Genomic DNA, 15,141 nt, shown 5'->3' with positions numbered 1-15,141 from the left:
CCGGCTCCTCACATCCGCGTGCGGTCTCCCTCCGAGTACGTAAATCGACGTAGTGGCACCGGCCGGGCTTCCCCGGTCAGGTCAGGTCCGCCACCCGCTCGACCTCGGCGGTCCGTCCGGCGACGATCAGCACGTCGCCCCGGTTCACCACGGTGTCCGCGGTCGCGTAGGTGAAGCCCTCCCCCGGACGTTTCACCCCGACCACGGTGACGCCGTACTTGGCCCGCAGCCGGCTGTCACCCAGCTGACGCCCGACCGCCTCTTCCGGCGCGCGGGTCTTGACCATCGCGTAATCGTCCTCGAATTCGATGTAGTCCAGCATCCGGCCGGTCACCAGATGGGCGACGCGTTCGCCCATCTCGTGTTCGGGGAGCACGACGTGGTGCGCGCCGATCCGTTCGAGAATGCGGCCGTGCTGACGGCTGATCGCCTTGGCCCAGATGTTCGGGATGTCGAAGTCGACCAGCAGCGCGGTGGTGAGGATGCTGGCTTCCAGGTCGGTGCCGATACCGACGACGGCACGGAAGAACTGGTGCACGCCGAGCTGGCGCATCACGTCCGGGTCGGTGGTGTCGGCGACGACGGCGTGGGTGAGGTCGTCGGCGTGCCGCTGGACGATCTTCGGATCCGAGTCGATCCCGAGTACCTCCGATCCGCGGGCGACGAGTTCCGACGCGAGCGAGCTGCCGAACCGGCCGAGACCGATCACGACGACACGGGAAACCTGCTTATCCGACAATGGGTCGCTCCTCGGGGAATTCGTAGCGCCGCGCCCGTTCGCGCAGTGCCAGTGCGGACGCCAGCGTGATCGGGCCGAGCCTGCCGAGGAACATCAGCACCATCAGCACGATCTGGCCGGTGACGGGAAGCTGCGCGGTGATACCGGTCGACATGCCGACCGTGCCGAACGCGGACGTCACCTCGAAGAGAACGTCGTCCAAGGCGAACGAAGTGACCGACAGCAGCACCAGGGTGCCCGCCACGACGGCACCCACACCGAGCAGGGCGATGGTCAGTGCCTGGCGCTGTACCTGGTCGGTGAGCCTGCGGCCCATCACGTGCACGGTCGGTTCGCCGCGGATCTCCGCGTAGATCACGTATCCGAGCAACGCGAACGTGGTGACCTTGATACCGCCGGCGGTACCCGCGCTGCCGCCGCCGACGAACATGAGGATGTCGTTGACGAACAACGTCGACGGCCGCAGCTGACCGACGTCGAGGCTGTTGAACCCGGCCGTGCGCGGCATGACACCGTGGAAGAAGCCGACCAGTAGCTTGTGGTGGAAGTCGAGCTTGCCGAGGGTGTTTCCCCACTCGAACAACAGCACCGTCACGGTCCCGATGAGCAACAGTCCGAAGTAGACGGGCACGGTGATCTTCGTGTGCATTGACCAGCGCCGCCGGTGACGTCGCCGGAGCACCTCGAACAGCACCGGAAAGCCGAGCCCGCCGGCGATCACCGCGACCATGATCGGCACACAGATCCAAGGGTCGGTCGCGAATCCGATCAGGCTGTCGGTGTACAGGGCGAAACCCGCGTTGTTGAACGCCGACACCGCGTGGAAGACCCCGAGATACACCGCGCGCCCGAACGGTTCGCCGTATCCGGCGGCGAACCGGATGGTCAGCGCGGTGGCGATGATCGCCTCGATGCCGAGGCTGACGACGATGACACCGCGGATGACCGTGCGGACGTCGCCGAGCCCGAGTGTTTTCGTCTCGGCCTGGGCGGTGAGCTGCATCCGCAGCCCGATCCGTCTCGACACCAGCAATGTCAGCAGCGAGGCCAGGGTCATGATGCCGAACCCGCCGACCTGGATGAGGCCGAGCACGACGAGTTCGCCGAACGTCGACCAGTAGGTGGGGGTGTCCACCACGACGAGGCCGGTCACGCAGATCGCCGACACGGCGGTGAACAACGCGCTCACCACGCTCGCGGACTCGCCGGACTCGGTCGCGACCGGCAGGCTGAGCAGGAGCGTGCCCGCCAGGGTCGCCATCCCGAAGCCGAACACGACCACCCGAGCCGGGTGCCGCCAGCTGGACATCAGCCGCCGCCACCACGGCGAAGCACCGAGGAACGAATTCACCACGGCCTGCCACGACGCTCGATCGGGTTTCCGGTGCTCATGAAACCGCTCGGCGCGACCGCCCCCTGCATCCGGTGCCCTTTCGTCCTCTCGATGATCTCCGCCCCTGTCGTCGGCCACGGTAGCTCTTGTCCGGAAGAGCCGGACGTAACAACACGGGACCGATCACCTCGCGGCCACCCGCGGATTCCTTCGACAGCAGCAAGACGGCCGGGACAATTTTTGCGATATTTTGACGGCCGTCGCGTGCTCGACCTGGGGCTATCAAAACCGCGTCAGGAACCGTTGGCGTATGCGGACAATTCAGGCGTATCTCACTAGGGTCCTCGCGGAGGTCCTGAAGGCACGGTCGGACACCGGTGGCCGGGTTCGGTACCCGGATCGGGATCGTGCTCCCCCGGACCCGCACCCTCACGGAAAGCCAGGCCGCGCCGTCCATGCCCAAGTTCGCCTCCATCGCCAAGCGTCTCGTGGTCGGCAGGCCCTTCCGTAGCGATCGCCTGTCCCACACGCTGTTGCCCAAGCGGATCGCGTTGCCGGTGTTCGCCTCCGACCCGATGTCGAGCGTGGCTTACGCACCCGAAGAAATCCTGCTGGTGCTTTCGGTCGCCGGTGCGTCGGCGTTCGTGTTCAGTCCCTGGATCGCTCTTCTGGTCGCCGTGGTGATGATCTCGGTCGTCGCCTCCTACCGGCAGAACGTCCGCGTCTACACCTCCGGCGGCGGCGACTACGAAGTCGCGACCGTCAACCACGGCCCCCGCTGGGGCCTCGTGGTCGGCAGCGCCCTGCTCGTGGACTACGTCCTGACCGTGGCGGTGTCGATCGCCTCCGCCGCGGCCAACATCGGTTCGGCCGTGCCCTTCGTCGGGGAGCACAAGGTCGAGTTCGCCGTCGGAGCGATCCTGGTGCTGACGGCGATGAACCTGCGCGGTGTCCGGGAATCGGGTACCGCGTTCGCCATTCCGACCTACGCCTTCGTGTTCGGCGTCCTCGCCATGATCGGCTGGGCGCTGGTGCGGGTTTTCGTGGCAGGCGAAGAGATCCGCGCCGAGAGCGCCGGCTTCACGCTGGTCGAAGAAGGCGGGCATCTCGCCGGTCTCGGCTTCGCCTTCCTGATCCTGCGCGCGTTCTCCTCCGGAAGCGCGGCGTTGACCGGGGTCGAAGCGATCAGCAACGGCGTTCCCGCCTTCCGCAAACCCAAGGGCCGCAACGCCGCGACCACCCTGCTGATGATGGGCGTGCTCGCGATCACGATGTTCCTCGGGCTGATCATGCTCGCCCGGCTCACCGGCGCCCAGGTCGCCGAAGATCCCGCGCACCAGCTGATCGGCGCACCGGAGGGCTACGAACAGAAGACCCTGATCGCCCAGCTCGGCAACGCGGTCTTCGCCGGGTTCCCGCCCGCGAGCTGGTACGTCATCTTCTTCACCGGCCTGATCCTGGTACTGGCGGCCAACACCGCGTTCAACGGCTTCCCGGTGCTCGGCTCGATCCTCGCCCAGGACCGCTACCTGCCCCGCCAGCTCTACACCCGCGGCGACCGGCTGGTGTTCTCCAACGGCATCGTCTTCCTCGCCGCGGCCGCGATCCTGCTCGTCGTCGCCTTCGACGCCGAGGTCACCCGGCTGATCCAGCTCTACATCGTCGGCGTGTTCATGTCCTTCGTGATCAGCCAGAGCGGGATGATCCGGCACTGGAACCGGCTGCTGCGCACCGAAACCGACCCGGCCGCACGCTGCAGGATGCGCCGCTCGCAGGCGATCAACGCCTTCGGCTTCTCCATGACCGCGCTCGTCCTCATCGTCATCCTCGTCACCAAGTTCACCCAGGGCGCGTGGATCTCCCTCGCCGCCATGGCCGCCATCTACCTGCTGATGACCGCGATCCGCCGCCACTACCAGCGCGTCGGCGACGAACTCCACGACAGCGACGAGGACGAACCGATCGTCCTGCCCTCACGCAACCACGCGATCGTCCTGGTCTCGAAACTGCACCGCCCCACCCGCCGCGCACTGGCCTACGCCAAAGCGGTCCGGCCCGACGTCCTCGAAGCGATCACCGTCAACGTCGACAACCAGGAAACCCGCGAACTCCTCGACCGGTGGGCCAGACAACCCTTCTCCATCCCGCTCAAGGTCATCGAATCCCCCTACCGGGAAATCACCAAACCGATCCTCGACTACGTCAAACGCGTCCGCACCACCAATCCGCGCGACGTGGTCACCGTGTTCATCCCCGAATACGTCGTCGGCCATTGGTGGGAAAACGTCCTGCACAACCAAAGCGCACTACGGCTCAAAGGACGCCTTCTGTTCCAGCCCGGCGTCATGGTCACCAGCGTGCCCTGGCAACTCGACTCCTCCACCAAGGTCCGGCACCGGCCCGAGATGGCCCCCGGCTCGATCCGCCGGGGCCTCTACACGAAGGACACCAACGGCGAAGACCGGCACAACCCGTAAGCCTGCGGAGAAAGCGTCAAAGTGTGCCGGCCGCCTGCTCCTGCGCCCGCTCCCAGAGCCGGCCGAACCGGTCGATCCGCCAGAGTTGTGCCACGACGACCACCGTCGCGCCGTACAGGGTCGGCCAGAAGTCGAGCGCGATCAGGCCCCAGGTGATGAACCCGAAACCGGCGAGACCGAGCGCGACCAGGACCCGCAGCACCGCGCGGTGGTCCGGCGGGACCAAGGATTTGTCGTGCGCCCAGACGCGTTCGCCGTAGATGCCGCGTGCCGCCCAGCTGCGTGGTTCGACCGCCGGGAACGCCGATGGGTTCAGGAACAGCCACAAGACGACCGCCGCGATCGGCACGAGGCACCACCAGCCGATCCAGGTCCGGCTCCAGATCGCGAGCAGCATCAGCGGGATCGCGGCGAAGCGGGTCCATACGCTCCAAGGGTTCGCGTGGCGGCGCCAGGCTTCGTCGTCCATGCGGAAGGTTTTCGTCACCGCGTCGGTGAGTTCCATCATGGTCTCCTTGTCAGGTCAGGTTTTCGAGCAGGGCGACCGCGGCGGAGACGCCGTTCTCCGCCCTGATTTCCCGGCCGAGCCGTTCGGCCCGTTCGCGCATGCCGGCGTCGCCGGTGGCTTGCCGCAGCGCCGCGGTGAGCCGGTCGGCCGTGAGGTGCTGCTGGCGGATCGGGGGCGGCGCGACGCCGACGGCGTGCATGCGGTTCGCCCAGTACGGCTGGTCGGCGACGAACGGGCACACCACTTGCGGTCTGCCCGCGGCCAAGGCGGCGCCGGTCGTGCCGCCGCCTCCGTGATGCACGACCGCGCTTGTCCGCGGGAACAGCCAGTCGTGCGGCGCGTGGTCGAGCACGAACAGATCGCCGCTTCCGGCGTCCGCGGCGATGCCACCCCAGCCGGTGGCGAGCACCGCGCGCACCCCGGCCCGCCGGACGGCTTCCTCGACCACCGCGCGGGTGCGGCGTGAGTCCCTGCCCGCCATGCTGCCGAATCCGATGTAGACCGGAGCGGGTCCGGCGTCGAGGAAGTCCCGCAACGCCGCGGGTGGTTCCCACCCCGTCGTGGCGGCGAGGTACCAGAAACCGGTGGTGTGCACGGAATCCGGCCAGTCAGCGGCCGCGAGGGTGACCTGGCGGCTGAACGCCTGCAGTACCGGACGGTGCTCGCCGTCGGCGTCGCGCAGGATGTCGTGCATGCCCCGGCGGCGCGGCAGTCCGAGTTCGGTGGTGCGCCAGGTGGCCGTGATACCGGCGAACATCCGCAGGACGGCGCCCACCGCGAGATACGTGGCGCGGTTCAGCGTTCTCGGCAGGCGGGGCAAGGGAATCATCGGGCAAGGGAACTCACCGGTGGGGATCCAGCCGGGCTGTAGCGCGACGACCACCGCGGGCACGCCGAGCATTTCGGCCGCGTGGTGGGCGGGCACCCCGGTCGTGTGCACGACGACATCGGCACGGGAGGACTTCGCGACCACGCCGACGTTGTGCAGGACCTCCGCCATCAACGGCTTGACCCGGCTCGCCGTCCGCAGCGCGGTGATCTTGCCCCGCACACCCCGGTATCCGCCCTCGATGGCCTCCTTCACCACCGGATCGTTCATCATCCGGTTCGGCCCCTCGCCCAGCGACGCGAACTCGACGCCGTACTCGCCGGCGGCGTCGGCGAACGAGTCCGGCGCGGCCAGGACCACCTCGTGCCCGCGGGCGAGCAAGGCGACCGCGAGGGCGAGCATCGGCTGCACGTCACCGCGGGTTCCGTGGGTGACCAGCAGCGCCCTCATTTCGACCGCTCCTGGTCGTCGATGGCGGCGTAGGCGTTCAGCCAGCGGTCATCGGTGAACAGGCCGTTGGTCAGGATCTCCAGCCCCGCCCTGGCACCACGGACCGCGGTCGCGGTCTCCGCGGCGTCCCCGCCGAGCAGCCGTCCCACGTGATCACCGAGCACGAGTGGTGCCAGCAGCCAGGACACGTAGACGACCGCGCGCGCACGCGAGTCGTCCGACGGGTGCGCCCAGCCCTCCCGCTCGCCGTCGGCGAGCCACGCTTCGGTGCGGTCCACGATTTCGGTGAACAACCCCGAGGCCGCGCTCGAGCCGTCCAGGAACGCCCTGGCCAGATAGCGCCGCACCGGCGTTGCCGCCCTCAGCACCTCGGCCAGCGCGTCGTCACCTGCCTCGCCTCCGCCCCGGATCGAGTCGAGCACATGCTCGTCACAGGCCTGCCGCAGCCCGTCCTTCGAACCGAAATGGTGGAGCACCAAGCCCGGAGACACCCCGGCGTCCGCCGCGACCGCGCGCACCGAGGTCCCGGCGATGCCGTCGGCGCCGAACCTGGCCAACGCGGCATCGCGGATACGGGCGCGGGCCGTCAGATCGGAGACTGAACTCATGTTCAGAGTATTGAACAGTTGTTCAGTCCGGTCAAGTGACGAGGATCTTCGCGAGCGGGGCCGACCTACCGGGCCAGGTCTTCCAGCTTTCGCTGCCGTGTTTCGACACCGTGCCGCAGCAGAACGGTCAGGCCGATCACCAGCACGATCGTGGTGAGCACGAAACTCCACAGCACCCCGGTGACCGCGCCGAGGAGCAGGCCGATGGTGATCGGCGCGACCACCGACGCCAGATTGCGCATCGTGCTGCTCACCATCGTGGCCCAGGCCCGCATCCGGGTCGGATACAGCTCGGCGGTGTAGAGATAGGCGATCGGGGCGTTGATGTTCACCCCGAACAAAACCAGCGCGCCGCAGACGAACAGCACCGGCCAGCCCTGCCACCCCAGGAGACCGAGCGCGATCACTCCGCCACCGCTGCCGACGAGGGCGAGCCCATAGCCGACACCGAACCAGAACCGCCGCCCCAGTTTGTCCAAAGTGGACGCGGCCAGGTAGAGCGCGGCCAGGTTGCCGACCACGATCGCGCCGGTCAGCAGCGACGCCACCGACGGGGTCAGGCCGCCCACGCGGATCAGCAGTGTCGGCATCCAGGTGGTGAATCCGGCCAGCGGCAGGAAGGTGGTGAACCACAGGCACCACAAGGTCAGCGTGCGCGTCCGGTAGCCGGGTGAGAACAGCTCGCCGAACCTCGTCGGCGGTTCGGCGGGCGCGGGCGCGGCCTCGGCGGGCTCCTCCAGTGTCCGCCCACCGCGGCGGGCGGACTCCTCCATCTCGGCGACTACGCTTTCGGCCTCGGCCAGATCTCCCCGGTGCACCAGATGCCGGGGCGACTCCGGCAGCCGGAACCACGCCCACACCGCGGTGAGCAGCGGGACGCCGCCGAGGAAGAACAGATACCGCCAGGCGTCGTCCGGCGGAAAGACCGAGAGAACGAGCGCACCGATCAGTGTCGCGCCGAGGATGCCCCAGACGAAGAGGCTTTCGTAGACCAGCACGACCAGTCCCCTGGCCTTGGCACGGACGAACTCGTTGAACATCGCCGCCGCGACCGGCACCTCCGCGCCCAGTCCGATGCCTTGCAGCAGCCGGAAGGTCATCAGGCTCTCCACGCTCCACGCCAGCGCCGAGGCCACCGACAGGGCCCCGAACAACGCGGACGCGGCCACGAACGCCACCTTGCGGCCCGCGCGCTCACTGAGCACGCCGAACAGCAGCGCGCCGAGGATCTGCCCGACGTACCCGGCCGCGATCAGCAGACCCGCCACCGACATCGGCGCGCCGAGCGAGGTCAGCACGGCGGTCAGGGCGACCGAAAGGATCAGCGCGTCGAACGAGTCGAAGAAGGTGCCGACCCCGAGGATCGACGCGACGCGCAAGTGGAACCGGGTGAGCGGGATGCGCTCCACCCTGGCCAGCAAGCGTGCCCCGGTGGCCGCGGTGGCGGGTTCGACGTTCATGGGTTCCTCCACGTTGAGGACGAAAACGGTTACGAGCCGAGGACGGTGTCGAGCACGGCCGCGGCGTCCGCGGCGTCGTCGCCACGCCAGGCGACGTGCTGGTCGGGTCGCACCAGGAGCAGGACGGCGCGATAGGAATCCGGGTCCGCCAAGCCGCGGGCGTCGAGCACGGTGAGCGGAACCCGCCGCTTCTCGGCCTCCCGCACGAACGGCGTCACGTCGGCAGCGCCGTCGAGCCGCAGCAGGGTGAAGCCGGAGCCGAGGTGGTCGTAGAGCGACGAGCCGTCCGGCAGCCAGCGGTGTGGCAGGCGCGCTCCCGGCCGCGCCGAACCGTGGTAGGTCAAGGGCTCGTGCTTCGGCACCGGTGAGCCGTCGTCGACGACGATCGGCGAGCCCGCGTAGTGGTAGCCGAGCACCAGGCCGAGACTGTGGAACTCGACGCGTTTGGCCGCCAGCGCCTTGGCGACCTCGGCGCGACGGGCGGTTCCCGCCGACGTGTCCGCGTCGATGTCGGCATGCGCGTAGGCCCACGCCAGCTGGGTTTCCTGGGTGGCGGCGTCGGCGATCGTCTGCTCGGCGACCGGACGGCGCTCGGCCTCGTAGCTGTCCAGCAGTGCCGGACCGGCCCACCCGCGCAGCACCGCGACCAGCTTCCAGGCGAGGTTCACCGCATCGCCGATGGCGGTGTTGTACCCGTGCCCTCCCCACGGCGGGTTCAGGTGCGCCGCGTCGCCGACCAGGAAGACCCGCTCGCCGCGATACCGGTCGGCCAGCAGCATCCGGGCGGCCCACGGATCGGTGGCGAGTACCTCGACATCCAGCTCCCGGCCGAGCATCCGGCGGACCAGCGCGGCCGGATCGCCCGTGCCGGCACGGGCGTCGACCCCGTGCGCGATGGCCCACCAGGTGCCGTCGAGGTCCATGCGGCCGACGATGCCGCCGCCGTCGGGTCCGAGCACCCAGTAGTGGACTCCCCGCGCGCACAACGCTTCCTCGGTCAGTCCCGGTACGCGGAAGGTGATGTTGAGATTCGGCAGTTCCCCGCTGCCGCCGGAAAACCGGGCCCCGATCGCGGCGCGGCTGACCCCGTTGGCGCCGTCGCAGCCGATCAGGTACCCGGCGTCGACCACGTATCGGGAGCCTCCCGGTCCGGCGATCTCCGCGCGCACCCCGTCCGCGCCGTCCCGGACCTCGGCGACCCGGTGCCCGGTGCGCAGCTCCACCGCGGGCAGTTCCGCCGCGGCCTCCCGCAACACCGCCTCCACCGCGGGTTGCGGAATCTGCTGCCCGCATTCGGCGAACTCGTCCCGGCGGTGGGCGAACAGGCCGAACGCGTTGGGGAACCGGGTGATCTCGCGGCCGGTGACCGCGGTGCAGAAGACCACGTCCTGCGCGTAAGACACCGGCAGCGGCGCCACGTCCCGCACCCGGTCCGCCAGCCCCCACCGGCGCAGCAGTTCCATCGTGCGCACACTGGTCGTCTTGGCGCGCGGCCGGTCGGTGCCGACCGTTTCGCGGGGTTCGATCACGAGACAGCGGATACCCGCCCGGCCGAGCTCGATGGCCACGGCGAGCCCGCTCGGGCCGCCGCCCGCGATCAGCACCGGAACGTGTTCGGGCATTCGGTTCTCCTTTTCGGCACCGGTTCGGGTGGGCGAAGCATGCGGAACGACTGTGGCCGGGGTCACCAGGAGTTCCATTGGTTGGGCCTGTCAGACTGCGAGGCATGTCGGCTCCAGACGCGCGGCCGGTCCGGGGCAAACGCCCCAAGAGCGGTGACCCGGTGGTCGACCGGGCACTGGCGCTGCTGGCCGCCTTCACCGAAGAACACCGAGCGCTCGGGCTGGTCGAACTGTCCCGCCGGGCAGGCGTACCGCGCAGCACCGCGTCGCGCTTGGCCGCACGGCTGCAGACATGGGGCGCGCTGGAACGCGACGAACGCGGGCGCTACGTCATCGGGCTGCGGCTGTTCGAGGTCGCGTCGCTCGCGCCGCGCAGTCACGGTCTGCGCGAAGCCGCCTTGCCGTATCTGGAAGACCTGCACGAGATCACCCGCCAGCACGTGCTGCTGGCGGTGCTCGATCAGGGGGCCGCGCTGCTCGTCGAGCGATTGTCCACGCTCGGCGCGGTGGAGGTGGCCTACCGGGTCGGCGGCCGCATGCCGCTGCACGACACCGGCGTCGGGCTGGTCTTGCTGGCCTTCGCCGACCCCGCCGTCCGCGAACGGACATTGTCCACATTGGACGCTTCCGCCGCGGCGACGTTGCGGCGGCGACTGGCCGACGTGCGACGGACCGGGGTCGCGGTGTTCGCCCGCCACAAACCCGCCGCGGTGTCCTCGGTCGCCGTCGCCGTGCGGGACGCCGACGACCGCGTGGTCGCCGCGGTGTCGGTGGTGGTACCGGTCGACGCGGCGAAACCGCAGGCCTACGAGCAGGTCGTCCGCGCCACCGCGCTGGCCGTTTCCCGCACGCTCGGCGCACGGCGGGCACGAGTGCGATGAGCCCGGCCGCGGCGGAGGATCACAATCCCTCGCCGTCGCTGGAGATCGCGCGCATCAGGCGGTCCAGGTGGCCGCGCATGACGGCGACGAGATCGAAGGAGCGCCCGGCGGTCAGCCACTGCCAGCGCAGGCCGATGTCCATCGCCGCGCACTCGCGGGCGATCGCCTCGAAGTCGAGATCCGGTTTCAGCTCACCGGCTTCCGCGGCGGCGCGCAGCCGGTCGGTGAGCTCCCGCACACCCTTGTCCTGCCAGCCACTGAAGAACTCGTGCGCCGGATGTTCGGGGGCGGTCGCCTCCGCGCCGATCACCACGGCAAGCTCGACGATTCCGGGCGTTCGCAACGATTCCTCGGCGTCCTCGAGATGACAGCGGAACGCGTCGCGCACGGAATCCGAGACGCGACGCCACCGCACGTCGAGCTGCGCGTGCCAATACTCGACGGCGGCGAGCAGCAGCTGTTGCTTGTCCCGGAAATGGTGCAGCAACCCGGCATCGGTGATCCCGGCGTCCCTGGCGATCTGCGCGAGTGAGGTCTTGCGGTAGCCGTCCCGGCCGAACCGCACCAGCGCGGCGTCCAGGATCTGGTTGCGCCTGGCCAATCCGGCCGCGTACGCCCCGCGCGGCCCTCTCGAGGTCACCATGTGGTCACCGTACGGGCACGAGGGCGGCCGCAGAGCACCCGGACCACGGTGTGACGCGCGCCACTTCGCCAAAACCTAGTGATCACTAGCTTTTAGGCTCATCATCTTCTGCACGCGCTGAAGCGCCTCCCCTGCCCCCGAAAGGAGCGGCTCATGACACCGACGTCGGCGAGCCCGCAGCTCGGCACCCCAGCGCCAACCGGACAAGACGGGAAGTGGACACCTCGGCTGGTCACGGTGCTGATCGCACTGGCCCTGCCGACGCAGCTGCTCGCGGCCGCCGGCATCCTGAGCGCCAACGCGACCGCGAGCGTGGCGCAGAGTTTCCAGACCTCGCAGGTGGCCTGGTTCAGCCTGACCGTGGTGCTGGTCTCCACCCTGCTGACGCCGTTCGTGATCAAATGGGGCGACCGGTACGGCAGGAAGCCGGTCATGCTGGCGATGCTGGTGCTGGGCGTCGCGGGTGACATCATCGCCGCGACCGCGGGCAGCTTCCCGGTGCTGCTGCTCGGCCGCGCGATCGCCGGCTGTTACGGACCGTTCGCCGCGATGGCGTTCCCGGCCGTCCGCGACATCTTCCCGCGCAACCTGGTCAAATCGGCCAGCGGCATCCTCGGCAGCAGTATGGGCCTGGTCGCGCTGGCGGCGCCGTTCCTGGCGGGCTGGCTGGTCGACAACTGGGGCTACCGCGGCGTGATGTGGTTCCTGGCCGCGATGACCGCGCTTTCGTTCACGCTGATCGCGTTCATCGTGCCGCGGACACCGCGGCACGACCGCCGTCCCGGCTTCGACTGGCTCGGCGGGCTGACCCTCGGCGGCGGGCTGACCGCGGTGGTCTTCGCCCTCGGCCAGGGGCCGAGCTGGGGCTGGCTGAGCGGCAAGACCCTCGCGTGGTTCGCGGGTGGCCTGATCGCCTTGGTCCTGTTCGTCTTCGTGGAGCGGCGCAGCGCGCATCCGATCCTGGACCTGAAGGTGCTCACCCGGCGCCCGGTCGCCCTGGTGCTGATCACCGGCGGACTGGCGCAGTCGATCGCGTTCACCCTGCCCGTCATCGGGATCATGCTCGCCCTCTTCCCCGGCATTCCCGGGGTGTCCGGCGGACTCGGCTGGACCGGGCAGCACAACGCGGTGATCGGGGTGAGCTGGAACCTGGTGATGTTCGTGACCGGCTTGTTCGCGAGCCGCCTGCTGCGCAAGACCGACGCTCGGCTCGTCTGGTGGACCGGGCTGCTCCTGATGGGCAGCGGGTACGGGCTCATGGGGTTCTTCCACGGCAACGAGATCGAACTCGTGCTGACCGCGTGCCTGGCCAACTTCGGCGCCGGATTCGTACTCGCCGGGTCACCCGCGCTGGTCGTCGGCGTGGTGTCCAAGGACGAACAGGGCATCGGCAGCGGAATGCTGAACATGCTGATGAACCTGTGCGGAGCGGTGGTGACCGCGATCGCGTTCGCCGTCCTCACCGAACACGGCACCGTTTTCCACGGCACCCTGTTCTACCGGGACACGGGGTTCGCCTGGGCGTTCTGGATCGGCGCGATCCTGACCGCGGCGACCTTGGTGCTTTCGCTGTTCATCCCGCGACAGCGAGGCGAACCGGACGCCTTCCACCCCCGACACGAGACCGACGAGGAGCAGAAATGACCCACCCGTACCAGGATCCCGGCCGGGGTACCGCCGAGCGGGTGGCGGACCTGCTGCCCCGGATGACCCTGGAGGACAAGGCCGGGCTGCTGTTCCACCAGGTGATCGGGATCGGTGAGCTGCCCGCACCGGCGGGCCGCACCGGCGAGAACATGCTGTCCGAAAGCCGGATGACGCATTTCAACCTGCTGGGTTCGGGCACCGCGCGGGAAATCGCCCTGCTGCACAACGACTTGCAGAAGCAGGCCGAGGAAAGCGAACTCGGTATACCGGTCACGCTGTCCACCGACCCCCGGCACTCCTTCACCGACAATCCGGGCACCGCGATGCTGTCGGGTTCGTTCTCGCAGTGGCCGGAAACCCTGGGCCTGGCGGCGATCGGCGACGCGGACCTGGTCCGCCGCCATGCCGGAACCGTGCGCCGGGAGTACCTCGCCGTCGGCCTGCGGGTCGCCCTGCATCCCCAGCTGGACCTCGCCACCGAACCACGCTGGGCACGGATCTCCGGCACCTTCGGCGAGGACGCGGATCTCAGCACACGGCTGGGCATCGCCTATCTCGAGGGGCTGCGCGGACCCGGCGACGGCAAGGACAGCGTGTCCGCGATGGTCAAGCACTTCCCCGGTGGCGGCCCGCAGGCCGACGGCGAGGACCCGCATTTCCCTTACGGCAAGGAACAGATCTACCCCGGTGGGTTCTTCGACTACCACCTCCGGCCGTTCAGGGCCGCCATCGCCGCGGGCGCGACGCAGATCATGCCGTACTACGGCAAACCGATGGGGACGGTCTACGAAGAGGTCGCGTTCGGCTTCAACAAGGGCATCATCACCGGATTGTTGCGCGAGGAGCTGGGTTTCGACGGCATCGTGTGCACCGACTGGGGACTGCTCACGGATCAGCTCGTCATGGGGGAACCGCATCAGGCGCGGGCGTGGGGTGTGGAGGACCTCGATCCGGCGCGGCGGATGCTGCTGGCGCTGGAGGCCGGGGTGGACCAGTTCGGCGGCGAATCCTGTGCCGGGCTGATGGTGGAGCTGGTGCGGACCGGGCGGCTCGCCGAATCCCGGATCGACGGATCGGCGGCCCGGTTGCTGGCCGAGAAGTTCCGGCTCGGCCTGTTCGACGACCGCCGGTACGTGGATCCGGACGCCGCCGAGGAGATCGTCGGCCACGCCGACTTCCGAGCCGACGGCCGGGACGCGCAACGGCGTTCGCTGACCCTGCTGCACGACCGGGGCGGGATCCTGCCGATGAGCGGACGCCCTCGGTTGTACGTGCACGGCATCGCCGCGGAGGCCGTCGCCGAGTACGCCGAACTCGTGGCGACGCCGGACGAGGCCGACCTCGCGGTGCTGCGGCTGAGCACGCCTTACGAGCCGCGTCCCGGCCGGTTCGAGTCGTTCTTTCACGCCGGCCGCCTCGACTTCGGCCCCGAACGCCTCAAGGAGATTCTCACCCTGCTGGACGCGGTACCGACCGTGGTGGTCATCCACCTGGAACGGCCCGCTGTCATCCCGGAGATCGCCGGCCGCTGCTCGGCGCTGGTCGCCTCCTACGGGACGGACGATCGGGCGCTGCTGGATGTCCTTTTCGGACGGTCGGCGCCGGAAGGGACGTTACCGTTCCAGCTTCCGCGCTCGATGTCCGAAGTGGAGCGCGGGAGGCCCGATGTACCGAAGGAAAGCCTCGATCCGCTTTTCCCGTTCGGCCATGGTCTTCGGTACCCGACGTCCTGAACCCCGCCTGGACGTCGGTACAGGTGGTCGGAGTGGCGTTTCGGCTCTAACCAAGGGTGTCTTATTGAGGGGTAAGTCAAACGTGTCGTGCTCGTGGGCGGGGTGAAGGCTCCCTTCGTCGCGTCTGATGCGGTGATGGGAGCCTTCGGCCCTGGGTCGTGCGCTGGTCGTGAGTGGGGGTTTGGGGTTGTAGCCCTAAAACCCCAAAAGC

The 15,141-nt window shown here is 69.1% G+C and carries 12 protein-coding genes; 4 read left to right on the top strand and 8 right to left on the bottom strand.

Annotated elements, in window-relative coordinates:
* Window positions 1-76: 76 nt before the first annotated feature.
* Together ACFVM3_RS28395 and ACFVM3_RS28390 are read right to left on the bottom strand one after the other, a co-directional pair.
* Complete coding sequence (locus ACFVM3_RS28395) at window positions 77-739, bottom strand: potassium channel family protein (RefSeq protein WP_378443036.1); 663 nt, start codon at window positions 737-739, stop codon at window positions 77-79.
* Complete coding sequence (locus ACFVM3_RS28390; RefSeq protein WP_378443035.1) at window positions 729-2,093, bottom strand: TrkH family potassium uptake protein; 1,365 nt, start codon at window positions 2,091-2,093, stop codon at window positions 729-731. The genes ACFVM3_RS28395 and ACFVM3_RS28390 overlap by 11 nt, the downstream gene beginning before the upstream one ends.
* Before the next feature lie 434 nt (window positions 2,094-2,527).
* Here ACFVM3_RS28390 and ACFVM3_RS28385 point away from each other — a divergent pair, with 434 nt between their 5' ends.
* Complete coding sequence (locus ACFVM3_RS28385; RefSeq protein ID WP_378443066.1) at window positions 2,528-4,549, top strand: APC family permease; 2,022 nt, start codon at window positions 2,528-2,530, stop codon at window positions 4,547-4,549.
* A gap of 16 nt (window positions 4,550-4,565) precedes the next feature.
* On the opposite strand, the gene ACFVM3_RS28380 is transcribed toward ACFVM3_RS28385, so the two are convergent.
* The 5 genes from ACFVM3_RS28380 to ACFVM3_RS28360 all read right to left on the bottom strand — a co-directional run bounded on the left by ACFVM3_RS28380 (window position 4,566) and on the right by ACFVM3_RS28360 (window position 10,026).
* Window positions 4,566-5,057: a DUF6653 family protein gene (locus ACFVM3_RS28380; protein ID WP_378443034.1), complete on the bottom strand. Its 492-nt coding sequence runs from the start codon at window positions 5,055-5,057 to the stop codon at window positions 4,566-4,568.
* A 10-nt stretch (window positions 5,058-5,067) separates the two neighbouring features.
* Window positions 5,068-6,336 carry a glycosyltransferase gene (locus ACFVM3_RS28375; RefSeq protein ID WP_378443033.1) on the bottom strand — a complete coding sequence of 423 codons (1,269 nt, stop codon included), beginning with the start codon at window positions 6,334-6,336 and terminating at the stop codon, window positions 5,068-5,070.
* Window positions 6,333-6,944 carry a TetR/AcrR family transcriptional regulator gene (locus tag ACFVM3_RS28370; protein ID WP_378443032.1) on the bottom strand — a complete coding sequence of 204 codons (612 nt, stop codon included), beginning with the start codon at window positions 6,942-6,944 and terminating at the stop codon, window positions 6,333-6,335. Before ACFVM3_RS28370 ends, ACFVM3_RS28375 begins: the two co-directional genes overlap by 4 nt.
* A gap of 65 nt (window positions 6,945-7,009) precedes the next feature.
* The gene (locus ACFVM3_RS28365) at window positions 7,010-8,404 is read right to left on the bottom strand and encodes an MFS transporter (protein WP_378443031.1); all 1,395 of its coding nucleotides are present in this window, start codon (window positions 8,402-8,404) and stop codon (window positions 7,010-7,012) included.
* A 29-nt stretch (window positions 8,405-8,433) separates the two neighbouring features.
* The gene (locus ACFVM3_RS28360) at window positions 8,434-10,026 is read right to left on the bottom strand and encodes an FAD-dependent monooxygenase (protein ID WP_378443030.1); all 1,593 of its coding nucleotides are present in this window, start codon (window positions 10,024-10,026) and stop codon (window positions 8,434-8,436) included.
* 104 nt (window positions 10,027-10,130) lie between these two features.
* Between ACFVM3_RS28360 and ACFVM3_RS28355 the strand changes: the two genes are divergently transcribed.
* Entirely contained in the window at window positions 10,131-10,907 is a 777-nt protein-coding gene (locus ACFVM3_RS28355) for an IclR family transcriptional regulator (RefSeq protein ID WP_378443029.1), read from the top strand.
* Window positions 10,908-10,926: 19 nt separating this feature from the next.
* Here the strand turns inward: ACFVM3_RS28355 and ACFVM3_RS28350 are convergent, their stop codons facing one another.
* The gene (locus tag ACFVM3_RS28350) at window positions 10,927-11,550 is read right to left on the bottom strand and encodes a TetR/AcrR family transcriptional regulator (RefSeq protein WP_378443028.1); all 624 of its coding nucleotides are present in this window, start codon (window positions 11,548-11,550) and stop codon (window positions 10,927-10,929) included.
* Between the two features lie 153 nt (window positions 11,551-11,703).
* Here ACFVM3_RS28350 and ACFVM3_RS28345 point away from each other — a divergent pair, with 153 nt between their 5' ends.
* Together ACFVM3_RS28345 and ACFVM3_RS28340 are read left to right on the top strand one after the other, a co-directional pair.
* Entirely contained in the window at window positions 11,704-13,194 is a 1,491-nt protein-coding gene (locus tag ACFVM3_RS28345; RefSeq protein WP_378443027.1) for an MFS transporter, read from the top strand.
* Window positions 13,191-14,930, top strand: coding sequence for a glycoside hydrolase family 3 N-terminal domain-containing protein (locus ACFVM3_RS28340; RefSeq protein ID WP_378443026.1), 1,740 nt, complete (start codon window positions 13,191-13,193; stop codon window positions 14,928-14,930). Before ACFVM3_RS28345 ends, ACFVM3_RS28340 begins: the two co-directional genes overlap by 4 nt.
* Window positions 14,931-15,141: the final 211 nt, after the last annotated feature.

It is taken from the genome of Amycolatopsis sp. NPDC057786 (assembly GCF_042797905.1).
Classification (GTDB): domain Bacteria; phylum Actinomycetota; class Actinomycetes; order Mycobacteriales; family Pseudonocardiaceae; genus Amycolatopsis.
Note: the sequence above shows the minus strand (reverse complement) of the source record. Positions and strands in the feature narration are given on the sequence as shown.